The sequence below is a fragment of the Streptomyces sp. NPDC001933 genome (assembly GCF_042890955.1).
GTDB lineage: Bacteria > Actinomycetota > Actinomycetes > Streptomycetales > Streptomycetaceae > Streptomyces.
This window is the reverse complement of sequence record NZ_JBIASS010000002.1, coordinates 43,256-64,614: the sequence shown is the minus strand read 5'-3', so window position 1 is coordinate 64,614 and position 21,359 is coordinate 43,256. Positions and strand designations below refer to the sequence as shown.

At 71.2% G+C, this 21,359-nt stretch carries 19 protein-coding genes; 12 read left to right on the top strand and 7 right to left on the bottom strand.

Annotation, left to right across the window (positions count from 1 at the left end; translation table 11 throughout):
- Positions 1 to 5 precede the first annotated feature (5 nt).
- Positions 6 to 1,121, bottom strand: a complete 1,116-nt coding sequence (locus tag ACFYY7_RS05215; RefSeq protein ID WP_388657270.1) for an alpha/beta hydrolase-fold protein — start codon at positions 1,119 to 1,121, stop codon at positions 6 to 8.
- A 171-nt stretch (positions 1,122 to 1,292) separates the two neighbouring features.
- Between ACFYY7_RS05215 and ACFYY7_RS05210 the strand changes: the two genes are divergently transcribed.
- The gene (locus ACFYY7_RS05210; protein WP_388657269.1) at positions 1,293 to 1,502 is read left to right on the top strand and encodes an MbtH family protein; all 210 of its coding nucleotides are present in this window, start codon (positions 1,293 to 1,295) and stop codon (positions 1,500 to 1,502) included.
- Between the two features lie 10 nt (positions 1,503 to 1,512).
- Positions 1,513 to 2,034, top strand: coding sequence for a GNAT family N-acetyltransferase (locus ACFYY7_RS05205; protein ID WP_388657265.1), 522 nt, complete (start codon positions 1,513 to 1,515; stop codon positions 2,032 to 2,034).
- 111 nt (positions 2,035 to 2,145) lie between these two features.
- Here the strand turns inward: ACFYY7_RS05205 and argB are convergent, their stop codons facing one another.
- Positions 2,146 to 3,054 carry an acetylglutamate kinase gene (gene argB, locus ACFYY7_RS05200; RefSeq protein WP_388657262.1) on the bottom strand — a complete coding sequence of 303 codons (909 nt, stop codon included), beginning with the start codon at positions 3,052 to 3,054 and terminating at the stop codon, positions 2,146 to 2,148.
- Positions 3,055 to 3,345: 291 nt separating this feature from the next.
- A complete protein-coding gene (locus ACFYY7_RS05195) occupies positions 3,346 to 4,329 on the bottom strand; it encodes a LuxR family transcriptional regulator (RefSeq protein WP_383721095.1) in 984 nt (327 codons plus the stop codon).
- 239 nt (positions 4,330 to 4,568) lie between these two features.
- Between ACFYY7_RS05195 and ACFYY7_RS05190 the strand changes: the two genes are divergently transcribed.
- Complete coding sequence (locus ACFYY7_RS05190) at positions 4,569 to 5,981, top strand: aminopeptidase P family protein (RefSeq protein WP_388657259.1); 1,413 nt, start codon at positions 4,569 to 4,571, stop codon at positions 5,979 to 5,981.
- Positions 5,982 to 6,018: 37 nt separating this feature from the next.
- Here the strand turns inward: ACFYY7_RS05190 and ACFYY7_RS05185 are convergent, their stop codons facing one another.
- Positions 6,019 to 7,230 (bottom strand): Dyp-type peroxidase, encoded by a 1,212-nt coding sequence (locus ACFYY7_RS05185; protein WP_388657258.1) that lies wholly within the window; start codon positions 7,228 to 7,230, stop codon positions 6,019 to 6,021.
- Positions 7,231 to 7,287: 57 nt separating this feature from the next.
- Between ACFYY7_RS05185 and ACFYY7_RS05180 the strand changes: the two genes are divergently transcribed.
- Entirely contained in the window at positions 7,288 to 8,628 is a 1,341-nt protein-coding gene (locus tag ACFYY7_RS05180) for a nitrous oxide reductase family maturation protein NosD (RefSeq protein WP_388657255.1), read from the top strand.
- A gap of 44 nt (positions 8,629 to 8,672) precedes the next feature.
- Here ACFYY7_RS05180 and ACFYY7_RS05175 read toward each other — a convergent pair whose 3' ends face one another.
- Together ACFYY7_RS05175 and ACFYY7_RS05170 are read right to left on the bottom strand one after the other, a co-directional pair.
- Positions 8,673 to 9,467: a hypothetical protein gene (locus tag ACFYY7_RS05175; RefSeq protein WP_388657252.1), complete on the bottom strand. Its 795-nt coding sequence runs from the start codon at positions 9,465 to 9,467 to the stop codon at positions 8,673 to 8,675.
- A 180-nt stretch (positions 9,468 to 9,647) separates the two neighbouring features.
- Positions 9,648 to 12,362, bottom strand: a complete 2,715-nt coding sequence (locus ACFYY7_RS05170; protein ID WP_388657250.1) for an SdrD B-like domain-containing protein — start codon at positions 12,360 to 12,362, stop codon at positions 9,648 to 9,650.
- A 631-nt stretch (positions 12,363 to 12,993) separates the two neighbouring features.
- Here ACFYY7_RS05170 and pcaC point away from each other — a divergent pair.
- Genes pcaC through ACFYY7_RS05155 form a run of 3 tightly spaced genes read left to right on the top strand, consistent with a single transcriptional unit; the run spans position 12,994 to position 15,769 of the window.
- Entirely contained in the window at positions 12,994 to 14,271 is a 1,278-nt protein-coding gene (gene pcaC, locus ACFYY7_RS05165; protein WP_388657247.1) for a 4-carboxymuconolactone decarboxylase, read from the top strand.
- 13 nt (positions 14,272 to 14,284) lie between these two features.
- Positions 14,285 to 14,941, top strand: coding sequence for an MBL fold metallo-hydrolase (locus tag ACFYY7_RS05160; RefSeq protein ID WP_266728581.1), 657 nt, complete (start codon positions 14,285 to 14,287; stop codon positions 14,939 to 14,941).
- A gap of 48 nt (positions 14,942 to 14,989) precedes the next feature.
- A complete protein-coding gene (locus ACFYY7_RS05155) occupies positions 14,990 to 15,769 on the top strand; it encodes an exodeoxyribonuclease III (protein ID WP_356089131.1) in 780 nt (259 codons plus the stop codon).
- A 124-nt stretch (positions 15,770 to 15,893) separates the two neighbouring features.
- On the opposite strand, the gene ACFYY7_RS05150 is transcribed toward ACFYY7_RS05155, so the two are convergent.
- Entirely contained in the window at positions 15,894 to 17,048 is a 1,155-nt protein-coding gene (locus ACFYY7_RS05150) for a Cmx/CmrA family chloramphenicol efflux MFS transporter (protein ID WP_388657244.1), read from the bottom strand.
- A gap of 526 nt (positions 17,049 to 17,574) precedes the next feature.
- Here ACFYY7_RS05150 and ACFYY7_RS05145 point away from each other — a divergent pair.
- The 5 genes from ACFYY7_RS05145 to ACFYY7_RS05125 all read left to right on the top strand — a co-directional run bounded on the left by ACFYY7_RS05145 (position 17,575) and on the right by ACFYY7_RS05125 (position 21,340).
- A complete protein-coding gene (locus ACFYY7_RS05145) occupies positions 17,575 to 18,015 on the top strand; it encodes a DUF6278 family protein (protein ID WP_388657242.1) in 441 nt (146 codons plus the stop codon).
- Between the two features lie 124 nt (positions 18,016 to 18,139).
- On the top strand, positions 18,140 to 18,883 hold the full coding sequence (locus ACFYY7_RS05140) for an amino acid ABC transporter ATP-binding protein (protein ID WP_388657239.1): 744 nt from the start codon (positions 18,140 to 18,142) through the stop codon (positions 18,881 to 18,883).
- A gap of 14 nt (positions 18,884 to 18,897) precedes the next feature.
- Positions 18,898 to 19,809, top strand: a complete 912-nt coding sequence (locus ACFYY7_RS05135) for a glutamate ABC transporter substrate-binding protein (protein ID WP_388658363.1) — start codon at positions 18,898 to 18,900, stop codon at positions 19,807 to 19,809.
- Between the two features lie 17 nt (positions 19,810 to 19,826).
- On the top strand, positions 19,827 to 20,471 hold the full coding sequence (locus tag ACFYY7_RS05130; protein WP_376308310.1) for an amino acid ABC transporter permease: 645 nt from the start codon (positions 19,827 to 19,829) through the stop codon (positions 20,469 to 20,471).
- The gene (locus tag ACFYY7_RS05125; protein WP_388657236.1) at positions 20,468 to 21,340 is read left to right on the top strand and encodes an amino acid ABC transporter permease; all 873 of its coding nucleotides are present in this window, start codon (positions 20,468 to 20,470) and stop codon (positions 21,338 to 21,340) included. The genes ACFYY7_RS05130 and ACFYY7_RS05125 overlap by 4 nt, the downstream gene beginning before the upstream one ends.
- Positions 21,341 to 21,359 lie beyond the last annotated feature (19 nt).

Here is a 21,359-nt window from a genome sequence, read left to right as displayed (position 1 = left end):
GCCTTTCACAGCAGGGCCCAGGCGACGTCCCTGAGCAGGGCGTGGCGCCAGCCCGCCCGGTCGTGATCCGAGGCCGACCGCGACACCCGTACCGTCGCGCCGGCCTGTTCGGTCAGCGCCTCGGTCAGTTCGCAGTGCGGCAGCATCCGCGTCTCGTGCTCGCCGACATCGAACGCGCAGCGCAGACCGGACAGGTCGGGGCCGCGCCGCAGCCGCGCGGCGACGGCGCCGCCGACCGGACCGCCCAACGGGTCCGGCAGGTCCTCGGCCCCCGGCGACCACCAGAAGGACGGCGACTGGCAGGCGACCCGCGAGACCAGGTCCGGGAACTCCAGCGCCGCGTACATCGCGCTCAGCCCGCCCAGACTCTGCCCCGCGACCACCAGCCGGCCGGGGTCGGCGGGCATGCCGGACTCCGCGACCAGCGGCAGGAGTTCGTCCCGGACCGCCTCCCACAGCTCGGGCCTGCACCCGAACTCGGCCTGCCGGTCCCTGGCCGGAAGGAAGACCAGGGTGACGGGCGGCATCTCGCCGCAGGCTGCGGCCGAGTCGAACGCGGTCACCGCCGGGTGCAGATGCAGCCAGTCGTCCCCGTCGAGCAGCAGGACCACCGGCCCGCCGCCGCCCACCGGGTGGACGCGCACGGTGCGCCGCCCGCCGAGCCGCTCGCTCGCCCAGCGGATCCGGGTGCGGGGGAGCGGCAGCACGTCGTCGGCGCCGACGACGGGCCAGTGCGGCTGGGCCGGGGCGTCCGGGGTCGCGGCGATGGACCGGTCGGCGCCCGCACCGACCGGGTTGAACGGATCGGCACAGGCCGCGCCGCCCGCGATGAACCGGTAGGTCACCCGCAGCCGCGCGGGCATGCGCACTTCGGCGTACCAGCAGTCGGTATCGGCCCACCGGCGCAGGGGGACCGGCTGCGACCAGCTCTCGAAGTCGATCAGCGCCTCGGACCCGCGCCACAGGAACAGGGTCCGCCAGCCGCCGTCACCGGCGGGTACGGGCACCGGTGTCCGTACCGCCGCCCAGAACTCGTCGGTGCCGGGCCTGCCGTGCAGTCCGAACCCGGCGAAGGCGTTGCCCCCGTCCTCGTCGCGGACCCGCTCGGTCACCGGGCGCATCGGCATCTCCTTGTGAGAGGGAAGGGGAAGAGGTTAGGCTCACCTTGCATTAGGTGAGCCTAACCTAATATCGCTGCTCGCTTCAGCTCCGATCCGACCCGCACCCGCGCCCTGACACACACTCACGACGCCGCCGTCACCGGCCCGTCGGCCCCGAGGAGGCACCGACACATGAGCACCAACCCCTTCGACGACCCCGAAGGCCGCTTCCTGGTCCTGGTGAACGACGAGGGACAGCACTCGCTCTGGCCGTCCTTCGCGGAGGTACCCGGCGGATGGACGACCGCCCTCGACGAGAACAGCCGCGAGGCCTGCCTGGACTACATCGAGACCCACTGGACCGACCTGCGCCCCCGGTCCCTCGCGGCGGCCACCGACTGACCCCGAAGTCTTGATCACTGCCACGCCGCGCCCGGCTCCGCTGCCGCCCGCGCCCTCCGCGCAGACGCACTCCGTGCGCCCCGCCCGCCCCCAGGACGCCGCCGAACTCGCCGGACTGTCCCGGCCCTTCGTGCGCTCGGGGGCGCTGCGGGAGCGGCCCGTCTCGCTCTACGCCGCCCACGCGGCCGACTTCCTCGTGGCGCAGGCCCCCGGATCCCCGCTGGAAGGCTGCGTCGGCCTGCGGGTGTACCCGGCGGGCCCGGGGGAGGACCGCGGGTCTGTGGGCGTCGTGTACAACTTCTGCGTCGCCGGGCACCGGCAGGGGTGCGGCGTGGGAGCCGGGCTCCTGCGCGCCCTGCTGGCCACGGCGCGCGCCCGGTCGCTGGACGCCTTGTTCACGGCGACGACCGGCGGTGGTGACCTGTTCCTCCGGTACGGCTTCGCGCCCACGACCACGCGCCCGGCGCCCACGTCCTGGGTGGAGTCCCTGGATCCCCGGCGCGAAGCGCGGATCCTCGCGAAGATCCTCTGACCGCCCCTCGCGCATGCGCAGCGATGGCGGCCCCTCGCGCAGGTGCACCGATGGCCGCCCCGGACCGGAGTCCGGGGCGGCCATCGGCCGTTCCGAGGGTGTCCGACGCGGTCAGGCGGTGCCGCTGCCGTGCTCCGGGACGTCGCCGGGAACCACGGTGGTGCCGGGGCCGGCCCCGCCGAGGACGCCGTGGAGCACGGCGTGCGGCACGCGGCCGTCGAGCACCTGCGCCCGGCCCACGCCGCCGCGGACGGCCCGCAGGCAGCCCTCCATCTTCGGCAGCATCCCGCCGGCCAGCCCCGGCAGCAGCCCGTCCAGCGCGTCGGCGGTCAACCGGCCGATCACCTCGGTGCTGTGCGGCCAGTCCGCGTACAGCCCCGCCACATCGGTGAGCATCACCAGCCGCTCGGCATCGAGCGCCACGGCGAGGGCGGACGCCGCGAGGTCGGCGTTGACGTTGTAGACCTGTCCGTCCTCGCCGCGTGCCACGGGGGAGACCACCGGGATGTGCCCCTGCTCCAGGAGTGCGCTCACCATGCCCGGGTTCACGTCCACGATGTCACCGACGAGACCGATGTCCACCACCCGGCCGTCCACCCGGGCCGGCCGCCGTACCGCCGTCATGGTGTGCGCGTCCTCGCCCGTCATGCCCACGGCGAAGGGCCCATGTGCGTTGATGTGGCCGACCAGTTCCCGCTGGACCCGGCCGCTCAGCACCATGCGCACCACCTCCATGGTCTCCGGAGTGGTCACCCGCAGCCCCGCCTCGAAACGGGTCTCCAGGCCGAGGCGGTCGAGCATCGAGCTGATCTGCGGCCCGCCCCCGTGCACGACGACCGGGCGCAGTCCCGTGTGCCACAGCTCCACGACATCGCGGGCGAACGTCCGTTGCAGTTCCGGGTCCACCATGGCGTTGCCGCCGAACTTGACGACGACCGTGCCGCCCCGCGGTTCCTCCGGCCGGCGAAGCGGCCTGGCGGACGGATGCGCGTCCGCGCGCTCCGTGACGACCGGTCCCATGTCTGCCCCCACCCTGGTCGTTCGTCCGAGTCACCCCTGATACCTATTTAACTTAGCCTAACCTAAATAGGTGTCAGGGGTGTGTGGACGCGGGCCGATGGAGTCCTGCAACTCGCGGCAGAGCAGGGCGTCGGGCGTCTTCCCCTTGGCCCACGCGCCGGTGGGCATCCCGGCGCGCTTGCCGTCGGTGTGGCAGCGGGGCGGGCGACATGCCGAGGGCTGTCGGCCGATGGTCCCAAGTGGCCTTCCCTGGAGGCCTGTTGGAAACACATCGCCAAGGTGTCGGCGAAATCACAGCCATCCGTTGCGCTGCGCCTGCAAGGCCATCTGGAAGCGGTTCGCGGCGCCCAGCCGGGCCATCAGGACCTGGAGGCGGCGGAAGAGCGTGCGGCGGCTGATACCCAGTTCCCGGGCGATCACGTCGTCGCCGGCGCCGCCCGCGAGGAGCCACAGCAGACGGCGGTCGGCGGGTTGCAGGCCGCCCGGACGAGTGGTGCGGCCGTGGAACGGCAGTGCGTTGTGCCAGGACTGCTCGAACAGTGCCATGAGTGCGGAGAGCAGCCCGCACGGCTGCACGATCAGCATGGTGTTGTGTACGTCCGCCTCCTGGATCGACAGGGACACCAGCGCGTACGCCTCGTCGATGATCACGAGCTTGACCGGCACCGACGGCAGTACCCGGGCCTGCTCTCCGGCCCTGATGCACGGTTCGATGGCATCCTTCAGGCGGCCCGGATGCTCCAGCGACTCCCGCGAGTACACGACCCGCTGCGTCACCCCCCTGGCGAGGGTGGCCAGCGCGTCGTCCGTGGCCCCGGGCAGGGGGAAGTACGGCGGTGACTCCAGCTGCCGGATCTGCTCGCGGGCGCTCGCCCATGCCTGACGCATCCGGGGGCCGATGGCCTCGCCGGTGACGACCTCCACGAGATCGTCGTTGTACGCGGCGAGGCGCTGCCGCCGGAACGACTCGAACGCGCCCCCGACGGTGATGCGCGACTCCTCGACCTCGGCCGCACGGTGCCGGGCGAGGATCTCCAGCCCGGCGGCCGGCGGAACCGGGGCCACCACGTCCCCGCCCTCCTCGGCGGCACTGGCCAGACCGGCATCGACCAGTGCCCCGTACGCGGCGGCCAGGTCCGCACCGTCCAGACCGGCCGCTTCTGCGATCGCACTCAGCGGCGCGGGGGCCAGTTCGAGCAGTGCCAGATAGACCCGGCCCGCCTCGTGACCGATGCCCAGCAGCCGAAGCGCCTCGCCGAGTCTCGCGTTCGTCATGTGCCCCATTATCGACGCCCCCGGCCGGCGGATGTGGCCGATCCGTGCCAGTGGCACTCCTCGGCACCACACGTGCGCGGCGCGGGATACCGTCCTGGAGCCGCCGACGACCGGCGGCGGCGAGGGCGCCGGGCGCCACCGCGAGCAGGGCCGTCCGTACGGCCGCGCTCCACCCCTCGCCGGCGAGGAACCCACCGAGGAACCCGCACGAGGAACCCATCGAGAGGAAGGCGTACGCCGTGGCCAAGGGGCGAAAGAACGGTCTCTACACAGGGATCTCCGAGGAACTGTCCGCTCTGATGCGGACGGGCTGGGCGGACACCGAGCGGCACGACCTGCGGCTCGACGAGCAGGCCCCGTACGCGGCCCGCCGCCGCACCGCGCTCTCCGCGCGCTTCCCGGGCGAGCGCCTCGTGATCCCCTCCGGGAACCTCAAGACCCGTTCGAACGACGACACCTACCCGTTCCGCCCGTACACGGGTTACGTCCACATGACCGGCGACCAGGCCCGGGACGGTGCTCTCGTCCTCGAACCCCGCGCGGACGGCGGCCATGACGCCTACTGCTACCAGCTGCCGCGGGACAGCAGGAACAACGACGAGTTCTGGACGGGTTCCACGGCCGAGCTGTGGATGGGCAGGCGCCGCTCCCTGGCCGAGTCGGAGCTGGTGCTCGGCCTGCCCTGCCGGGACGTCCGCACGGCGGCCGCCGACCTCGCCGCCGCCTCCGGTGCGCCGACCCGGATCGTCCGGGGCATCGACCCGTCCCTGGAGGGCGCCGTCACCACCGACGAGGAGCGCGACGACGAACTCGAAGAGGCGCTCAGCGACCTCCGCCTCGTCAAGGACGACTGGGAGATCGGCGAGCTCCGCAAGGCCGTCGACTCCACGGTACGCGGATTCACCGACGCGATCGGTGAGCTCTCCGGCGCGATAGAGACGTCCGAGCGGTGGATCGAGGGCACCTTCTTCCGCCGCGCCCGCCTCGAGGGCAACGCGGTCGGCTACGGCTCGATCTGCGCCGCGGGCGAGCACGCCACGATCATGCACTGGACAAACAACGACGGTCCGGTGCGCCCGGGGGAGCTGCTCCTGTTCGACGCGGGCGTGGAGACGCACACCCTCTACACCGCCGACGTCACCCGCACCCTGCCGATCAGCGGCACCTTCACTCCTCTGCAGCGCAAGGTCTACGATGCGGTGTACGAGGCCCAGGAAGCCGGCATGGCCGCTGTCAAGCCGGGCGCCGCGTACCGGGACTTCCACGAGGCCTCCCAGCGCCACCTGGCGGTACGACTGGTCGAGTGGGGCTTCATCGAGGGCCCCGCCGACCGCGCGTACGAGCTCGGCCTCCAGCGCCGCTTCACGATGGCCGGTACCGGCCACATGCTCGGCCTGGACGTCCACGACTGCGCGCAGGCCCGCAACGAGGAGTACGTCGAGGGCGTGCTGGAGCCGGGCATGGTGCTCACCGTCGAGCCCGGCCTGTACTTCCAGCCGGACGACCTCACCGTGCCCGAGGAGTGGCGCGGCATCGGCGTCCGGATCGAGGACGACCTGGTCGTCACCGAGGACGGCCACGAGAACCTGTCGGCCGGACTGCCCAGGTCGGCGGACGAGGTCGAGGAGTGGATGGCCCGGATCGCGGGCTGAACGGTCCGGGGCGGTGAACGCGTGAGCCGGGCGGACCTCATGCCCAGAGCCGTTCACCGAGGCTCCCGGCGGATCCGGCACCGGGCAGGACATAGGCCACGGCCGAGGCCCGGTGCTGGAGGAACGGGTTGAGCGCGTCGCGTGCGGCCAGCCGGTTCTGGACGCGGGTGAACTGGGCGGCGTCGCGCATGAAGGCACAGAAGAGGAGGCCGCGGTCGCCCGGTCCGTCGTCGTAGCTGTAACTGCGGCGGAGCATACGGGCACCGCCGTCGAAGCGGGGGCTGGCGAGGCGCACGTGGGCGGTGGCGGGGATGACGTAGGAACCGTCGGGGTTCTTGGCGTAGATGTCCGGCTCGTCGCGCTCGGCGGTGCCGGTGAGCGCGACTCCGTCACGGGCGCGGCGGCCGATCACCCGGTCGCGCCGGTCCTCGGAGAGGGCCGCGAAGCCGGTGACGTCCATGTGGATCCGGCGGTAGACCAGAACGGTGCCGTCCCCGTGGGCTCCCGGTGGGCCCCAGACCCACTGCTCGGCCGCCGCGTGATCGGGGTTGGCGGTGCCGTCCTTGGAACCGAACAGGTTGCGCGGGGTGGTGCCCGGGGGAGTGTGGGGCAGGAAGCCGGACTGGGTCCAGCGCGGCACGGCACCGGCGGCCTGCGCGGCACTGCCGACGAGTTCGGCGACGACGGTGAGCGTCCAGCGGTCGGCCGCGCTCAGCTGGACCAGGACGTCGCCGTTGCTGCGGCGCGGGTCGAGGCGGTCGCCGGGGAACGGCGGTAACTCCGCCAGCGAGGCGGGGACATCGAGGTCGAGCCGGGCGGCGAGGGCGGGGCCGATGCCGACCAGGGAAGCGAGCCGGGTCGTGCCACCGCCTTGGAGCCGCGGGTCCGGCGGGGAGTCGGCGGCCGCGGTGGCGAGCGTGTTGCTCAGTGCACCGAGGACGTTGCGAAGAACCTTCCGGTCGGCGGCGGCCGAGGTCCGGGGGAGGTCGAAGGAGAGCAGGTGCGTCGCCGGCTGCTGGGGCGCCGTGACACCTGCCTGCCGGGCGCCGTGGAAGGGAATCGCGGACTCGGCCGGCGGGGAGCCGGCGGTGGCCCGGCCGGCCGGCCCCTCGCCCCTCGCCAGTTCGTCGGCCGCCGCTCCGGCCCCGGCAGCGAGCACCGCTCCGGCAGCGAGCAGTGCCCGGCGCCGCCCGATACCGGTTGCCGCGGGGCGGGACGGATCCTGCGCATTTCCGTGTTGGGTGGGCATGGGCTTATTGGAGACGATAAAACATCTTCCATGCAAACCCTGTCTGCATTACGCCCGTTGAACCGCTCGGCCGTCCCGACGACAGTGTTCCGGGCGGTGCTGCGTCTGTCGATGGTGGTCGTCCCGCTCGCGCTGGCGGCCACCGGATGCTCCGGCACGGAGCCGACCCCCGCCGACGCGCGGCATCCGGCGGGGAGTGTGCTGCGCGTTCCGCAGGATTTCCGCTCGGTGCAGCAGGCGGTGGACACCGCTCGTGAGGGCGAGACGGTACTGATCGGCCCCGGCGTGTACCGGGAGAGCGTGCGTGTCACCAAGCCCCGGGTGGTACTGCGCGGAACGGACCGCAACAAGGTGGTCTTCGACGGCGGTGTGCGTCTGGCCAACGGCATCACCGTGACCGGCGCGGGCTCGGTGGTGGAGAACCTCACCGTGCACGGCTACCTCGCCAACGGCGTGCTGTTCACCGGCGTCACCGACGAGCGGTTGCAGCAGCGCGGGGCCGGCGGCTCCGCCTACGACCCGCTGGACACCACCCGTTTCCCTCCCGTCCGCGGCTTCCGCGCGACCCGGGTCACGGCGTACAACAACGGCCTGTACGGCATCTACGCCTTTGACGCGCGCGACGGCGTGATCGAGGACTCCTACGCCTCCGGGCACGCCGACTCCGGTATCTACGTCGGCCAGTGCAAGCCCTGCTCCACCGTCGTCCGCGGCAACACCGTGGAGCGCAACGCTGTCGGCATCGAACTGACCAACGCGTCGGACGGCCTGTCGGTGCTGGGCAATCGCGTCGCCCGCAACCGGGTCGGCGTCACGGTCAACTCCAACGACCTGGAGGCCCTCGCCCCGCAGCACGGCGCGGTGATCGCGGGCAACGTGGTGGCCGACAACAACGCCGCCGACACGCCCGAGCAGGCGGACGGGGGCTTCGGTATCGGCATCGGTATCGGCGGCGGCACCGCGAACCGCGTCCAGCGCAACCTGATCCGGGGCAACCGGGCGGCCGGAGTGGTCGTCACCGACCCGCCGGGGCACCCGGCGAGCGGCAACCGCGTCGAAGGCAACCGGGCCACCGGCAACGGCATCGACCTCGTACTGGCCTCGGCCGACCCCGGCAACTGTTTCGCGGGCAACCGGCCCGGCACCCAGAGCCCGGACGGCCTGGAGGGACGCGCGGGCTGCGGCACCCGCGGCAGGGGCACGCTGCCCACCGGCCGGACCGCTTCCGTGCAGCCGCCGCCCGGCGTCCCGTTCAGCCAGGTGCCGGCCCCACCCGCCCAGCCGTCCATGCCGGATCCGATGTCCCCGGGCAGCCCGGCGACCGGCCTGCCCGGGGACGTCGACCCGGCCGCGTACCCGCTCCCGAAGGACGTGGACGCCGTGCCGCGCCCGCGCTGAGCACGGCGCTGCGGTGGAAGCCGGGGCGCACCGGCATTGAGGTCTCAGCCGGTGCCCCACGGCGCCTCGGGGAGCTTCGCGCGGCCCTCGCGCCCGGTGAACTCCACGGTGGTCGGCGTCCCCAGACCCGCCATCCGCATCGTCACCCGCCGCAGGCCGCCGTCACCGTCGACCCAGTACGTCAGCGGCGACCGTCCGTCGTCGGAACCCGCACCGGGCTTGGCGCCCTGGGCGCGCGGCCCGGCGAACCGGTCGTAGCCGCGGCCGTCGATGCGGTCGTGCGCCAGCCACCGGGCCCCGGACTGGGCGAGCAACATCGGGTTGTCGGGGCGGTCCGCACCGAGCCCGATCAGCAATTGGAGCCCGGCGTCCAGGGGATCGGTCGTGTAGGAGCGCGATGACCAGCCCGAGCGCGGGATGTGCTCGGCCTGCTGCCAGGGCTGCTTGTCGTCGCCCGCGGGCGCGGGGGCCAGGCCGAGGCCGCCGGTGTCCCAGACGATCAGCCCGCGGTCGAGCTGCCCGGCGGCGGGCGGCCCGGAGGTGGCTGAGGACCCGGAAGTACCGGTGGACCCGGTGACTTGATAGCTCCCCACGGCCCGATGGGCCCGGTAGTCCACGACCCCCTTGACCCGCACCACCACTCCGCCGCCCTCGGTGGCGGTCAGGGTCACCGCCACGGGACTGGCCTGGTACAGATTCAGCCGCGACAGCGCCAGCCTGGACGCCTCCTCCGTCGTCACCGGCCGCTCGGCGGCGGTGGAGTCGTCGGAGTAGCTCCGGTACGCGGCCACGCCACCCACTGCGGCGCCGCACGCCGTGATCGCGATCAGTGTTCTCAACCAGAGGGCCCGACGTGGCGTACGGCCATCGGTCTTCCTCTTCCGAACCATGCGGTCGCCTTCTCTCATCGGTCGTGCGGGAGGTCGGTCATGCGGGAGGGCGGGTCCGCGAACCGCTGGTTCGCGAACCCGCCCGAGCCGGCCCGGACGGCTACCGGTGCCGGTCGCCCCGATCCGGGGCTAGTGGTGCTGCGCCCTTCGCCTGCGCATCAGTACGACCAGTGCCGCACCGAGGCCGGTGAGCGCGGCGCAGCCGGCCAGAGCCAGCTGAACCGCCTGGCTCATACCCGTGGACGCCAGGCCCCAGTTGGATGTGTGGCCCGGTTTGCCTGGTGCGCCCGGAGCCTCCGGCCAATCCGGCTTGTCCGGTTTACCCGGCCACGACCCCGGCTTCGTCGGCTTCGGTGTCGGCTCGGTGGTTTGCAGCCGTCGGTTGACCGCTGTCACCGAGACCCCGTCGTCGAGGTTGTCGGAGGTCAGCACCAGCGGCCCGAACACGGGCTCGTCCGGTGCGGCGTAGCCCGCGGGCGGGCTGACCTCCTGCCAGTAGTACGTGCCCGGCACGCCGGTGCCGCGGCAGATGCCGTTGGCCCGGGTGACGCAGGGCTTGCCGACCTTCGTGTCCGGGTCCTCCCCGGTGGTCTGCAACTCGTCGGAACCGTTCGTCTCCTTCCACAGCTGGAATTTCGCGTGGGCCAGCGCTCTGCCGTGCTGGTCGTGCTTGACCAGGCGCAGCTCGCCCTCCTGTTGCCGGAAGCCGAAGTCGTAGGTGTGGTCGTTCTCGCCGGGCCCGCCGGTGGTCAGCGCGCGCTCCGGGAAGCGCGCGTTACGCGGGACGATGCCCTTGGAGTCGACGAAGTGGTTGTCGCCGACATCCGCTTTCGTGGGCACCCACTGGTGGAGCGGACCGCCCTCGGCGTAGTCGGCCGGTTTGTCGAGGCGGATGGTGTACTTGGTCCTCGGCCGGAGACCACCGGTGACATTGGAGTCGTCGAAGTAGTACTCGCCACGCGCCGTCGTCACGGTCGTCCCCACAAGCTTGCCCGACTCGTCGTACAGGTTGACGGTCGCGCCCACGACCGGGCGCTGGCCCGGGTTCTGGATGCCCTTGCGCTCGGGGTCGTACCAGACCCGGTTGCCGATCTGGAGCGGGGCCTGGTCGCAGAGCACCTCCAGGTCGCCCATCGAGGCGCCCTTGCCGAACGGGGCCACAGCACCCGCCGGGTTGAGGCGCAGGCCGAACTTCGGGTCCTGCGTGCCGTCGCGCTGGAGGAACGACGTGCCGTACCCGAGGGCGGTGTGGTTGGGGTCGAAAGCGGAGACCGCGATGGTGTTCTCGACCTTGGAGAGCGCCATGCCGGCGAACGCCGTGTTGCGGTGACCACCCCAGCTGGTGTCGAAGAAACGGGTGCCCCGGGGGGAGAGCCCGCAGCCGTTGTTGGTGTCCATCACATACATGCCGTCCGCCTGGCAGGCCTTGTTCAGGTCACCGCCCGACATGACGACGGCGGCGGAGCCCGGCGTGGGACCGGCCGGCGCACGGTCGCCGAAGCGGTCGCGGAAGGCCAGCAGCATCGAGCCGTCGGACTCGAAGTCGATCTCGCCCAACTCCGGTTCGGGGTTGGCGATGGTGGAGTTGCCGCACGGACGGCCGTTCTGCGAGTCCGGGTAGGTGCTCGTCCACGGGAACCAGCCCGCGCCGTCGCACGGGCCGTTGCCGACCGTGGACTGGCGCGGGTAGTCCAGCGGCTGGTCCAGCACCGGCTTGCGGAACGCCCCGGTGCCGAGGTCGAAGGGCATGACCACGGCGCGCAGGTCCGAGAGCTTCCCGGTGGACTCGCCGGAGCACACCCCGCCGACGTAGCCGACGCCGTCATGCAGGCCGAGGCCGAACGGGCGCCAGTCCTCCGCCGCCGGACAGCCCGGGTCCGGGATGGCGGCGACGGCCTCGGGCGCCGCCGCGGTCGCCACGGTGGCGTCGTAACGGTAGAGCTTGCGGTTGTTGAGGTTGACGACGAACAGGTCCTTGCCGTCATCGGTGATCTTGATGCCGCCCAGGCTCTCCTTGCCGGGTGCGGTGAGGAAGGCGTCGTCGGTGCCCTGGCCGTGCGCTGTCGTCCCCGCGTCCGGGACGACGGTGAACAGGGTGGTCGACTTCTGCGCGCGGTCGGTCACGTAGATGCCACCGGCGCCGCCCGGACCGTAGTCCGTGGTGCGCTTGGCGAGCGCCGAGGAGAACACCCGCTTGTCGGCCTTGTTCCACGCGATGCCGAACAGTGTGCCGGTCTCGGCGTCGGTGGCGATGTTCGTGACGTTGACGTCGACGCCGTCCTGGCCGCGTGCGTCGTACGGGAAGGAGACCAGCGTGCGCTGGGTCCCGCCCTCGCGCGTGGCGGGCTGACAGGTCGTCATCAGTGGTGCGTTCTTCTGGCAGTAGTCACCCGGATTCCACAGCCCGGTGGTGTACGCCACGTTCTTTCCGTCGGAGAGGTCGACGAACTCCTCGTTGCTGCTCAACCGGTTGGGCGCACCTTCCAGCCCCTGGCGCGAGGCGAAGGCGGGGAACAGTACTCCCGGCTTCGGATTCACCACCTGCACCCGGTACCTGCCGCCGACGGGCCCGTCCGCCGCCGGGGTGAGCGTCACGGTGCCGTCGGCCGCCGTGACCCCCTCGATGCCGGCGCCGGCGTCGTCGGTGAGGGTCACCCTGACGCCTGCGATGCCCGGTTCCAGCGCGGGGGTCCAATCTCCGGTGTTGTCCACGGCCCGGATCACCCGGACCGTCACCGCCCCGTCCCCCGCCTGCGAGTGCGCCACGGGCGCCGCGGCTAACGAGCCACTGCCGATTCCGAGGGCGAGCGCGGCCAGGGAGCCGACGGTACGGCGACCGGGCATGCCCGGCCTCCGCCGACGCGTCCCGGGCGCGGCTCCCTTCACTTCTTCATTCGTTGATTTCATCTCCTGCTCTCAGTGTTCAGAAGGACCTGAGGCCCTGCCAGTGAGGGAATACATAGAGATGCGGAGAACCGCCTTTACAAGGATCTTAGAAGGGCTTTGGGCGCGATCATGGAGGAATGGTGAACTCGTCCGCCGCTGAATCTTCATGTAGCCACCACCGATCGTGTCGCGGGCAAGGTGTCGAAAAAATGAGCGAAATTCGCACTCCTGTCTCATTGGCCACTGTGGTGCCGACGCTGTCCTGGTTCCGGCCAGGCTCGGAGGGCGCACGCGCCGTAGCGGCCAGGTGCGCAACCCTTCGCCCGGGAGAATCCCAGCGCTTGCGAGGCCTCCGTAATGCTTCCCGTTCCGCCCCCGGGCGGCTCGAATGGGTGCGGGACTTCACCGCGCTTTCGGCAACTGGACGGCCTGTCCGCGCAAGGGGATTCACCAGGTCATTTCGAGGCCGCGCCCAATGAATCCGGTCCAGCCGGCAGTGCACGCGTCCGCGAGGCCGTGGCTTGTCCGGGGGGAAGACGGCGACACCCCCGGCGACGTGAGATCTCGTGCGCTATGGGAGCGTGAGCGGGTGAGTGAGACAACGACTGAAACCCTGCAATACCGCTTTGACGGGCCGGACGACGCGCCGATCCTGGTCCTGGGCCCCTCCCTCGGCACCTCGTGGCACATGTGGGACCGGCAGATACCGGAGCTCACCCAGCACTGGCGGGTCTTCCGCTACGACCTCCCGGGCCATGGCGGCGCCCCCGCCCATCCCGCCACCGCCATCGCCGACCTCTCCGACCGGCTGCTCGCCACCCTCGACGGCCTCGGTGTCCAGCGCTTCGGGTACGCGGGCTGCTCCATCGGCGGTGCGATCGGCGCCGACCTCGCGCTGCGCCACCCGCAGCGGGTCGCCTCGCTGGCCCTGGTCGCCGCCTCGCCCCGGTTCGGCAGCGCCGACGAATTCCGCCAGCGCGGGGTGGTCGTGCGCACCAACGGCCTGGAGCCGATGGCCCGCACCGCGCCCGAGCGCTGGTTCACCCCCGGGTTCGCCGCCGCCCAGCCGGCCATCGTCGACTGGGCCGTCCAGATGGTCCGCACCACCGACCCCGGCTGCTACATCGCCGCCTGCGAGGCCCTCGCCGCCTTCGACGTACGCGGCGAACTCGGCCGCATCGGCGTCCCGACCCTCGTCCTGGTCGGCGCCGAGGACCGGGTCACCGGACCGGGCGACGCCCGCATCCTGGTCGCCGGCATACCGGACGCCCGGCTCGCCCTCGTACCCGGCGCCTCCCATCTCGCCCCGGTCGAGCAGCCCGGAGCCGTCACCGATCTGCTGCTCACCCACTTCTCCTCGGCCTGGCAGGACACCCTCGCCGCCATCCCCGCCCCGTCCGTCATCCCGCAGCTCTCCGCGCCCGTGCTGCCCGTCGCGGAGATCACCGCCGCCACGCCGCAGCCCGACCCCGGGACCACCGGACGCGCCGACCCGCACGAGCGCGGCATGAAGGTACGCCGCGAAGTGCTGGGCGACGCCCACGTGGACCAGGCCATGGCCGCCTCCGACGACTTCACCGAGGACTTCCAGGAGCTGGTCACCCGCTACGCGTGGGGCGAGGTGTGGGCCCGGGATGGGCTGGACCGCCGGACCCGCAGCTGTGTCACGCTCACCGCGCTGATCGCCTCCGGCCGCCTGGAGAGCCTGGCCGCGCACGTCCGGGCCGCCCTGCGCAACGGCCTCACCCCGGCCGAGATCAAGGAGGTGCTGATGCAGACCGCCGTGTACTGCGGGGTGCCCGCCGCCGGCGCCGCTTTCACAGTCGCGCAGACCGTGATTCAGGAGGAAACGCGGCTCCGCCCGTAGCAGGATGGGGCACATGAACGCCGTGAATCCCATGCACCTGACACTGACCAAGAAGACGCACTCCTGCATCCGGCTGGAGAAGGACGGGCGGACGCTCGTCATCGACCCGGGCGGCCTCTCGGAGGAGGACGCTGCCGTGGGCGCCGACGCGATGCTGGTGACGCACGAGCACTTCGACCACTTCGACGAGGGACGGCTGCGCGCCGGTATGGAGGCCAACCCGGCCGCCGAGATCTGGACCCTGCGCAGCGTCGCCGACCGGCTCACGGCCGCCTTCCCCGGCCGCGTCCACACCGTCGGCCACGGCGACACCTTCACCGCGGCGGGCTTCGACGTACAGGTGCACGGCGAGCTGCACGCGGTGATCCACCCGGACATCCCGAGGATCACCAACATCGGCTTCCTGGTGGACGGTTCGCTCTTCCACCCGGGCGACGCGCTCACCGTCCCCGACCGGCCGGTCGACACCCTGATGCTCCCGGTGATGGCCCCCTGGAACAAGATCTCCGAGGTCATCGACTACGTACGCGAGGTCAAGCCGCGCCGCGCCATCGACATCCACGACGCGCTGCTCGCCGATCTCGCCCGCCCGGTCTACGACAACCAGATCGGCAGCCTCGGCGGCGCGGACCACGGCCGGCTGGCCCCGGGGGAATCGACCGGCCTGTGACCGGCGCCGGTCCGGCGGCTGTCAGTGCCAGCAGCTAGGTTTACGTACATGCGCATCGCCACCTGGAACGTCAATTCGATCACCGCCCGGCTCCCGAGGCTGCTGGCCTGGCTGGAGAGCACCGGCACGGATGTGCTGTGCATCCAGGAGACCAAGTGCGCCGCCGAACAGTTCCCGGCGGACGCGCTCCGCGAGCTCGGTTACGAGTCCGCGGTCAACGCCACCGGGAGATGGAACGGCGTGGCGCTGGTCTCCCGCGTCGGCCTGTCCGACGTCGTCACGGGACTGCCGGACGGCCCGGACTACGAGGGGGCGCAGGAGCCGCGGGCGATCTCCGCGACCTGCGGCCCGGTCCGGGTCTGGTCGGTCTACGTGCCCAACGGCCGCGAGGTCGAGCACGCGCACTACGCGTACAAGCTGCGCTGGTTCGAGGCCCTGCAGAAGGCGGTCGCCGCGGACGCCGCGGGCTCGCAGCCGTTCGCGGTGCTGGGCGACTTCAACGTGGCCCCGACCGACGAGGACGTCTGGGACCCGGCCCTGTTCGAGGGCGCCACGCATGTCACCCCCGCCGAGCGCGCCGCCCTCGCCGCGCTGCGCGAGGAGGGGCTGTCGGACGTCATGCCGCGCCCGCTCAAGTACGACCGCCCGTACACCTTCTGGGACTACCGGGAGCTGCGCTTCCCGAAGAACAAGGGCATGCGGATCGACCTGGTCTACGGCAACGCGCCCTTCGTCGCGGCGGTCGAGGACAGCTATGTGGACCGCGAGGAGCGCAAGGGCAAGGGCGCGTCCGACCATGCCCCGGTGGTCGTGGACCTCAGTATCTGAGGATCCGTTGTCAGTGGTGGCCGCTAGCGTGGTTCCTGTCCTTATTCCGCTTGCTGGCTGCTTGCTGTGAACAGGACGGCCCCGCCCGTTCAGCGCCGGGCGGGGCCCCATCCATCGCCGCCGGTCAGGCGGTGGCGATGCGGCGCATGCCCAGTGACGCCCCGGCGGTGCCCAGCGCCAGGACCATCAGCAGCGCGCTCACCCACAGCGGCGACCGGAAGCCGAACCCCGCGCCGATCGCCAGCCCGCCCAGCCAGGGGCCGAGCGCGCCACCCACATTGAACGCGGCCGTGGCGAACGAGCCGGACAGCGTCGGTGCGTCGGCCGCCAGCCGGAACACCCACGAGATCAGCGCGGTACCGGTACCGAACGCCAGCATCCCCTGGACGAGGACGAGCGCCACCGTCGCGAACGGGCTGCCCGCCATCAGCGCGAACCCGGTCCAGCCGACCGCCAGCGCCACCAGACCGGCCGCGGTGAAGGCGACCGGCCGCAGATCGACGAGCCGGCCGGCGGCCGTGACGCCGATGAACGAGCCCAGCCCGAACAACGCCAGCAGACCGGGCACCCAGGCGGCGGTGAGCCCGGTGACATGGGTGGCGAGCGGCTCGACGTAGGAGAAAGCGCAGAACGTCGCCCCCTGCACCAGGGCGCTGGTCAGCAGGGTCAGCAGCAGCCGCGGACCGGTCAGGGTCCGCAGCTCGACGCTCGCAGGGGCGGGGGCGGACTCGGGACGCCCCGCCGGAACGGTCCTGGCGATCACGAGGACGGCCGGTACGGAGACCAGGGCCACGGCCCAGAACGCCGACCGCCACCCCCAGTGCCCGCCCAGCGCCGCACCGGCGGGCACCCCGGCGACACAGGCGATGGTGACGCCCCCGACCACCACCGAGGTGGCGCGGGCGCGGGCCTCGGGCCCGACCATGGAGACCGCGGTCACCAGGGCCACCGCCCAGAAGCCCGCGTTGGCCAGCGCCCCGACGACCCGCGTCGCGAGGAGCAGCCCGTAACCGGGTGTGAGCGCGCCGATGACATGGACGGCGCTGAAGACACAGAGGAAGAACACCAGGGCGCGGCGGCGCGGCCAGTTCCGGCTGAAGAGCGCCATCAGCGGCGCCCCGACGATCATCCCGATCGCGAAGGCCGAGGTCAGCAGCCCCGCGGCGGGAATGGACACGTGCAGGTCGGCGGCGATGTCCGAGACCAGCCCGGACAGCATGAATTCGGATGTGCCCTGGGCGAAGACGGCGAGCCCGAGCGCGTAGACGGCGAATGGCATGAAGGAACCCCATGGACGACTGACGGATGGACCAGGCAAGGGGTGTGGGCCCGCACCCGCCCGTCATGACAGGCGGCGACGCGGAAGAACGTCCGGGGTGCTCAGGGACGTGACCGGCAACGCGGCATGTGCCGGAGCCGGGAGCCGGAGAATCCGCGCGTGGTGCACCGGGAGCGGTTCACGAGCGCGGAGGGAGGAGCGCAGCCCACACAGCGAGGGCCCTGCGGCGGCGGCCGATGGAGATCACCCCGGGCCGGTACTCGGCGTGACGGGAGCGATTCGACGGCGGATCAGCCACCGGCGGACCGGTGGCTAGCCTCTGTCGGACTCGGGGCTGGACATGATCGCGAAGCTACCAGCCCGGATCGCCTCGCCTCCACCTCTTTTTCCGCCGGAACCGTGCGGGGCGGTGGAACGCGGCGCGTGCGGAGGCGCGCGAGCGGGCGCCCGCTTCGGATTCAGCACTCGAACGACAGGCCGCGTGCCCTGTGGTGCGTACCACAGGAGGGATGCGACCCTGAGTGGCATGAACATCCCTTTCTTGGACAACTGGCGTAAGCGTCACGACGGTGCGCGGGGGGCGGGGCTCGCCGCCGCCGTCGCGGCCGATCCCGAGGGCGTGGCCGAGCTCCTCGCCGAATGCGAGCTGCTGCGTGTCCGAGCGGGGCAGCGCGGGCTCGAACTCGACGACAGCCCGGCCTCGTTGGCGGCTCTGGACCAGTTGCCGCCGCGCTGGCGGGACGACCCCGAGGAGCTGCCCTGGCTGGGCAACGACGCGGGGCTGTACCTCGGGACGGTCCTGGTGCGGAACGTCCCCGGCGCGGTCTGGGGCATCCGGCCGAGCGGGCAGCCCGTGGTGCAGCTCGCCTCCGGCCGGGAGATCGACGTGGTCGAGGCCGGGCTGGACTGGGCGATGGCGGGCAGCCCCGAGCTCTCCCAGGTCTATTCGGAGTCGGCCGAGAGGTGAGAGCTCCCGTGACAATCGAATAAGAAGCCTTATGCCCCATTTGTGCGTGTCGGCGGCGAAGTCCCTTTCCAGGCTGGATAGTTTGCGCTGACCTCGACACAGCGAAAAGTGGGTAGGGCAGCGTATGGCCGTCGATCCGTTGATCGAGCTGCGGAACGTCAACAAGTACTACGGACAGTTGCACGTACTGCAGAACATCAATCTCACCGTCGGCCGCGGGGAGGTGGTGGTGGTCATCGGCCCCTCCGGCTCCGGCAAATCGACCCTCTGCCGGACCATCAACCGGCTGGAGACGATCGAGTCCGGCCATATCGCGATCGATGGCAGACCTCTCCCCGAGGAGGGGAAGGGGCTGGCCCAGCTCCGGGCCGAAGTGGGCATGGTCTTCCAGTCGTTCAACCTGTTCGCGCACCGCACGGTGCTGGCCAATGTCTCGCTCGCCCAGCTCAAGGTCCGCAAGCGGAAGAAGGACGAGGCGGACCGGCGCTCCCGTGAACTGCTGGAGCGGGTCGGACTGGCCTCGCAGGCCGACAAGTTCCCCGCCCAGCTCTCCGGCGGCCAGCAGCAGCGCGTGGCCATCGCCCGCGCCCTCGCCATGGACCCCAAGGCGCTGCTCTTCGACGAGCCCACCTCGGCGCTCGACCCGGAGATGATCAACGAGGTGCTGGAGGTCATGCAGCAACTCGCCCGGGACGGCATGACGATGGTCGTGGTCACCCACGAGATGGGCTTCGCGCGCTCAGCCGCGAACCGCGTGGTCTTCATGGCCGACGGACGCATCGTCGAGGACCGCACTCCCGACGCGTTCTTCACCGCTCCCGAGAGCGACCGCGCCAAGGACTTCCTGTCCAAGATCCTCAAGCACTGACGGGGGGCTCCGTGTTGCGTACGAGAAGAGTTCTGGCCGCCTGCGCCGGCCTCCTGCTGGCCGTGCTCGCCGCCGCCTGCGGCAAGGAGGGCAGCCCGCCGGTGAAGGGCCCCAAGCCCGAGCAACTGCCGGTCTACAAGGTCGACACCGCCTTCCGGCTGCCGGCCTCGCCGACCTGGACGAAGGCGAAGAAGCGCGGCTACCTCCGGGTCGGGGCCAAGGAGGACCAGCCCTACCTGGGCGAGAAGGACCCGGCCACCGGCGTCTACTCCGGCTTCGACATCGAGATCGCCAAGATGATGGCGGCCTCGCTCGGCTTCGACCCGAAGACGATCCGCTTCAAGACCATCGCCTCCGCCAACCGTGAGACGGCGCTGCAGAACGGGCAGATCGACTACTACGTCGGCACCTACACCATCAACGACATGCGCAAGAAGCTCGTCGGCTTCGCCGGTCCCTACTTCATGGCCGGACAGGGCCTCCTCGTACGCACCGACGAGCACGACATCAACGGCCCGCAGGACCTGGCCGGCAAGACGGTCTGCTCGGCCGCCGGGTCGACCCCGTACCAGCGCATCGCCGCCGACTACCCGAAGGCGATCCTGGTCGCCTACGACACGTACTCGATCTGCGTCGACAACCTGCTGACCTACCAGGTCGACGCCGTCACCACCGACGACGCCATCCTGCTGGGCTTCGCGGCCAAGGCGCCCAAGGAGATGAAGGTCGTGGGCAAGCCGTTCTCCCAGGAGCCGTACGGCATCGGCGTCCCGCGCAGCGACAACGCGTTGCGGTTCGCCCTGAACGACGCCCTGGAGGCGAACGAGAAGAACGGCAACTGGAAGAAGGCGTTCGAGGCCACGCTCGGTCTGTCCGGGGTGCCCGCGCCGACGCCGCCGCCCATCGACCGCTACCCGGCCACCTGAGAGGGCGGGCATCGACCATGGACGTACTCACCGAGAATTTCTCGCTCTACGGCAAGGGTTTCCTGGGCACGGTCGAACTGACCGTCTACTCCTCGATCCTGGCCCTGGTCCTCGGCTTCATCATGGCCTCCTTCCGCGTGGCCCCCGTCGGCTCGCTGCGAGTGCTCGGCACGGTCTGGGTGACAGTGCTGCGCAACACCCCGCTGACCCTGCTCTTCTTCGCGGTGCTGCTCGGACTGCCGCGCTTCGGCCTGGTCCTCCCCTTCGAGGTCTTCGCGGTCCTCGCGCTCGGCTGCTACACCTCCGCGTTCATCTGCGAGGTGCTGCGCTCGGGCATCAACACCGTGCCGACGGGGCAGGGCGAGGCGGCCCGCAGCCTCGGCATGACGTTCGGCCAGACGCTGAACACCGTGGTGCTGCCCCAGGCGTTCCGGTCGGTGATCCCGCCGGTCGGCTCCACGCTCATCGCCCTCGCCAAGAACTCGGCGATCGCCGGGGCGTTCAGCGTCACCGAACTGCTCGGCACCTACAAGACCCTCAACGAGCTGGGATACAGCATCATCTGGACCTTCGTCTGGATCGCCGTCGGCTACCTGATCATCACCCTGTCCATCAGTGCGCTCTTCAACGTGATGGAGAAGCGCTGGGGAGTCGCCCGATGACCACCCGCACCGCGCCGCCCGCCACCGCGCTCTACGACATCCCGGGCCCGGCGACCCGCAAGCGCCATCTCCTGTACGGGATCGTCTCGACGGCCCTGATCCTCGCCCTGCTGGGCTGGGTCGTCTATCTGCTCTTCGACACCGAGCAGTTCACCAGCGCCAAGTGGACGCCCTTCACGTACAAGGGAATTCAGGAACTGCTGCTGCGCGGACTGGGCAACACCCTCAAGGCGTTCGCGTACGCGGCGGTGCTCTCGCTCCTGCTCGGCGCGGTCCTCGCCGTGGGCCGGCTCTCCGACCACCGGCCGGTGCGGTGGATCGCGACGCTGCTGGTGGAGTTCTTCCGGGCCATGCCCGTACTGGTGATGATCTTCTTCATCTTCGTGGCGCTGAAGGTGCAGCCGCTGCCCGCCCTGGTCACCGGTCTGACCCTGTACAACGGCTCGGTGCTCGCCGAGGTGTTCCGTACCGGGATCGTCTCGGTGGAGCGCGGCCAGTCCGAGGCGGCGTACGCACTGGGGCTGCGCAAGACACAGGTCACCACGTACGTACTGGCCCCGCAGGCGGTGCGCGCCATGCTGCCCACCATCATCAGCCAGCTGGTCGTGGCGCTGAAGGACACCTCGCTCGGCTATCTGATCACCTACGAGGAGTTCCTCCACGCGGGCAAGCTCATCGCGTCCAACCTCGACTACGATCTTCCCTTCATCCCCGTGGTGATGGTGATCTCGCCGATCTACATCGGGATGTGCATGCTGCTCTCCTGGTTCGCGACCTGGGTGGCCAAGCGGGAACGGCGCAATCCGAAGATGAAGGCCGTGAAGATCGCACCGGCCGAACCAGGAACGCTGCTGCCGGGAGTGCAGTAGCCGGGGCCGCCGCCAAGCG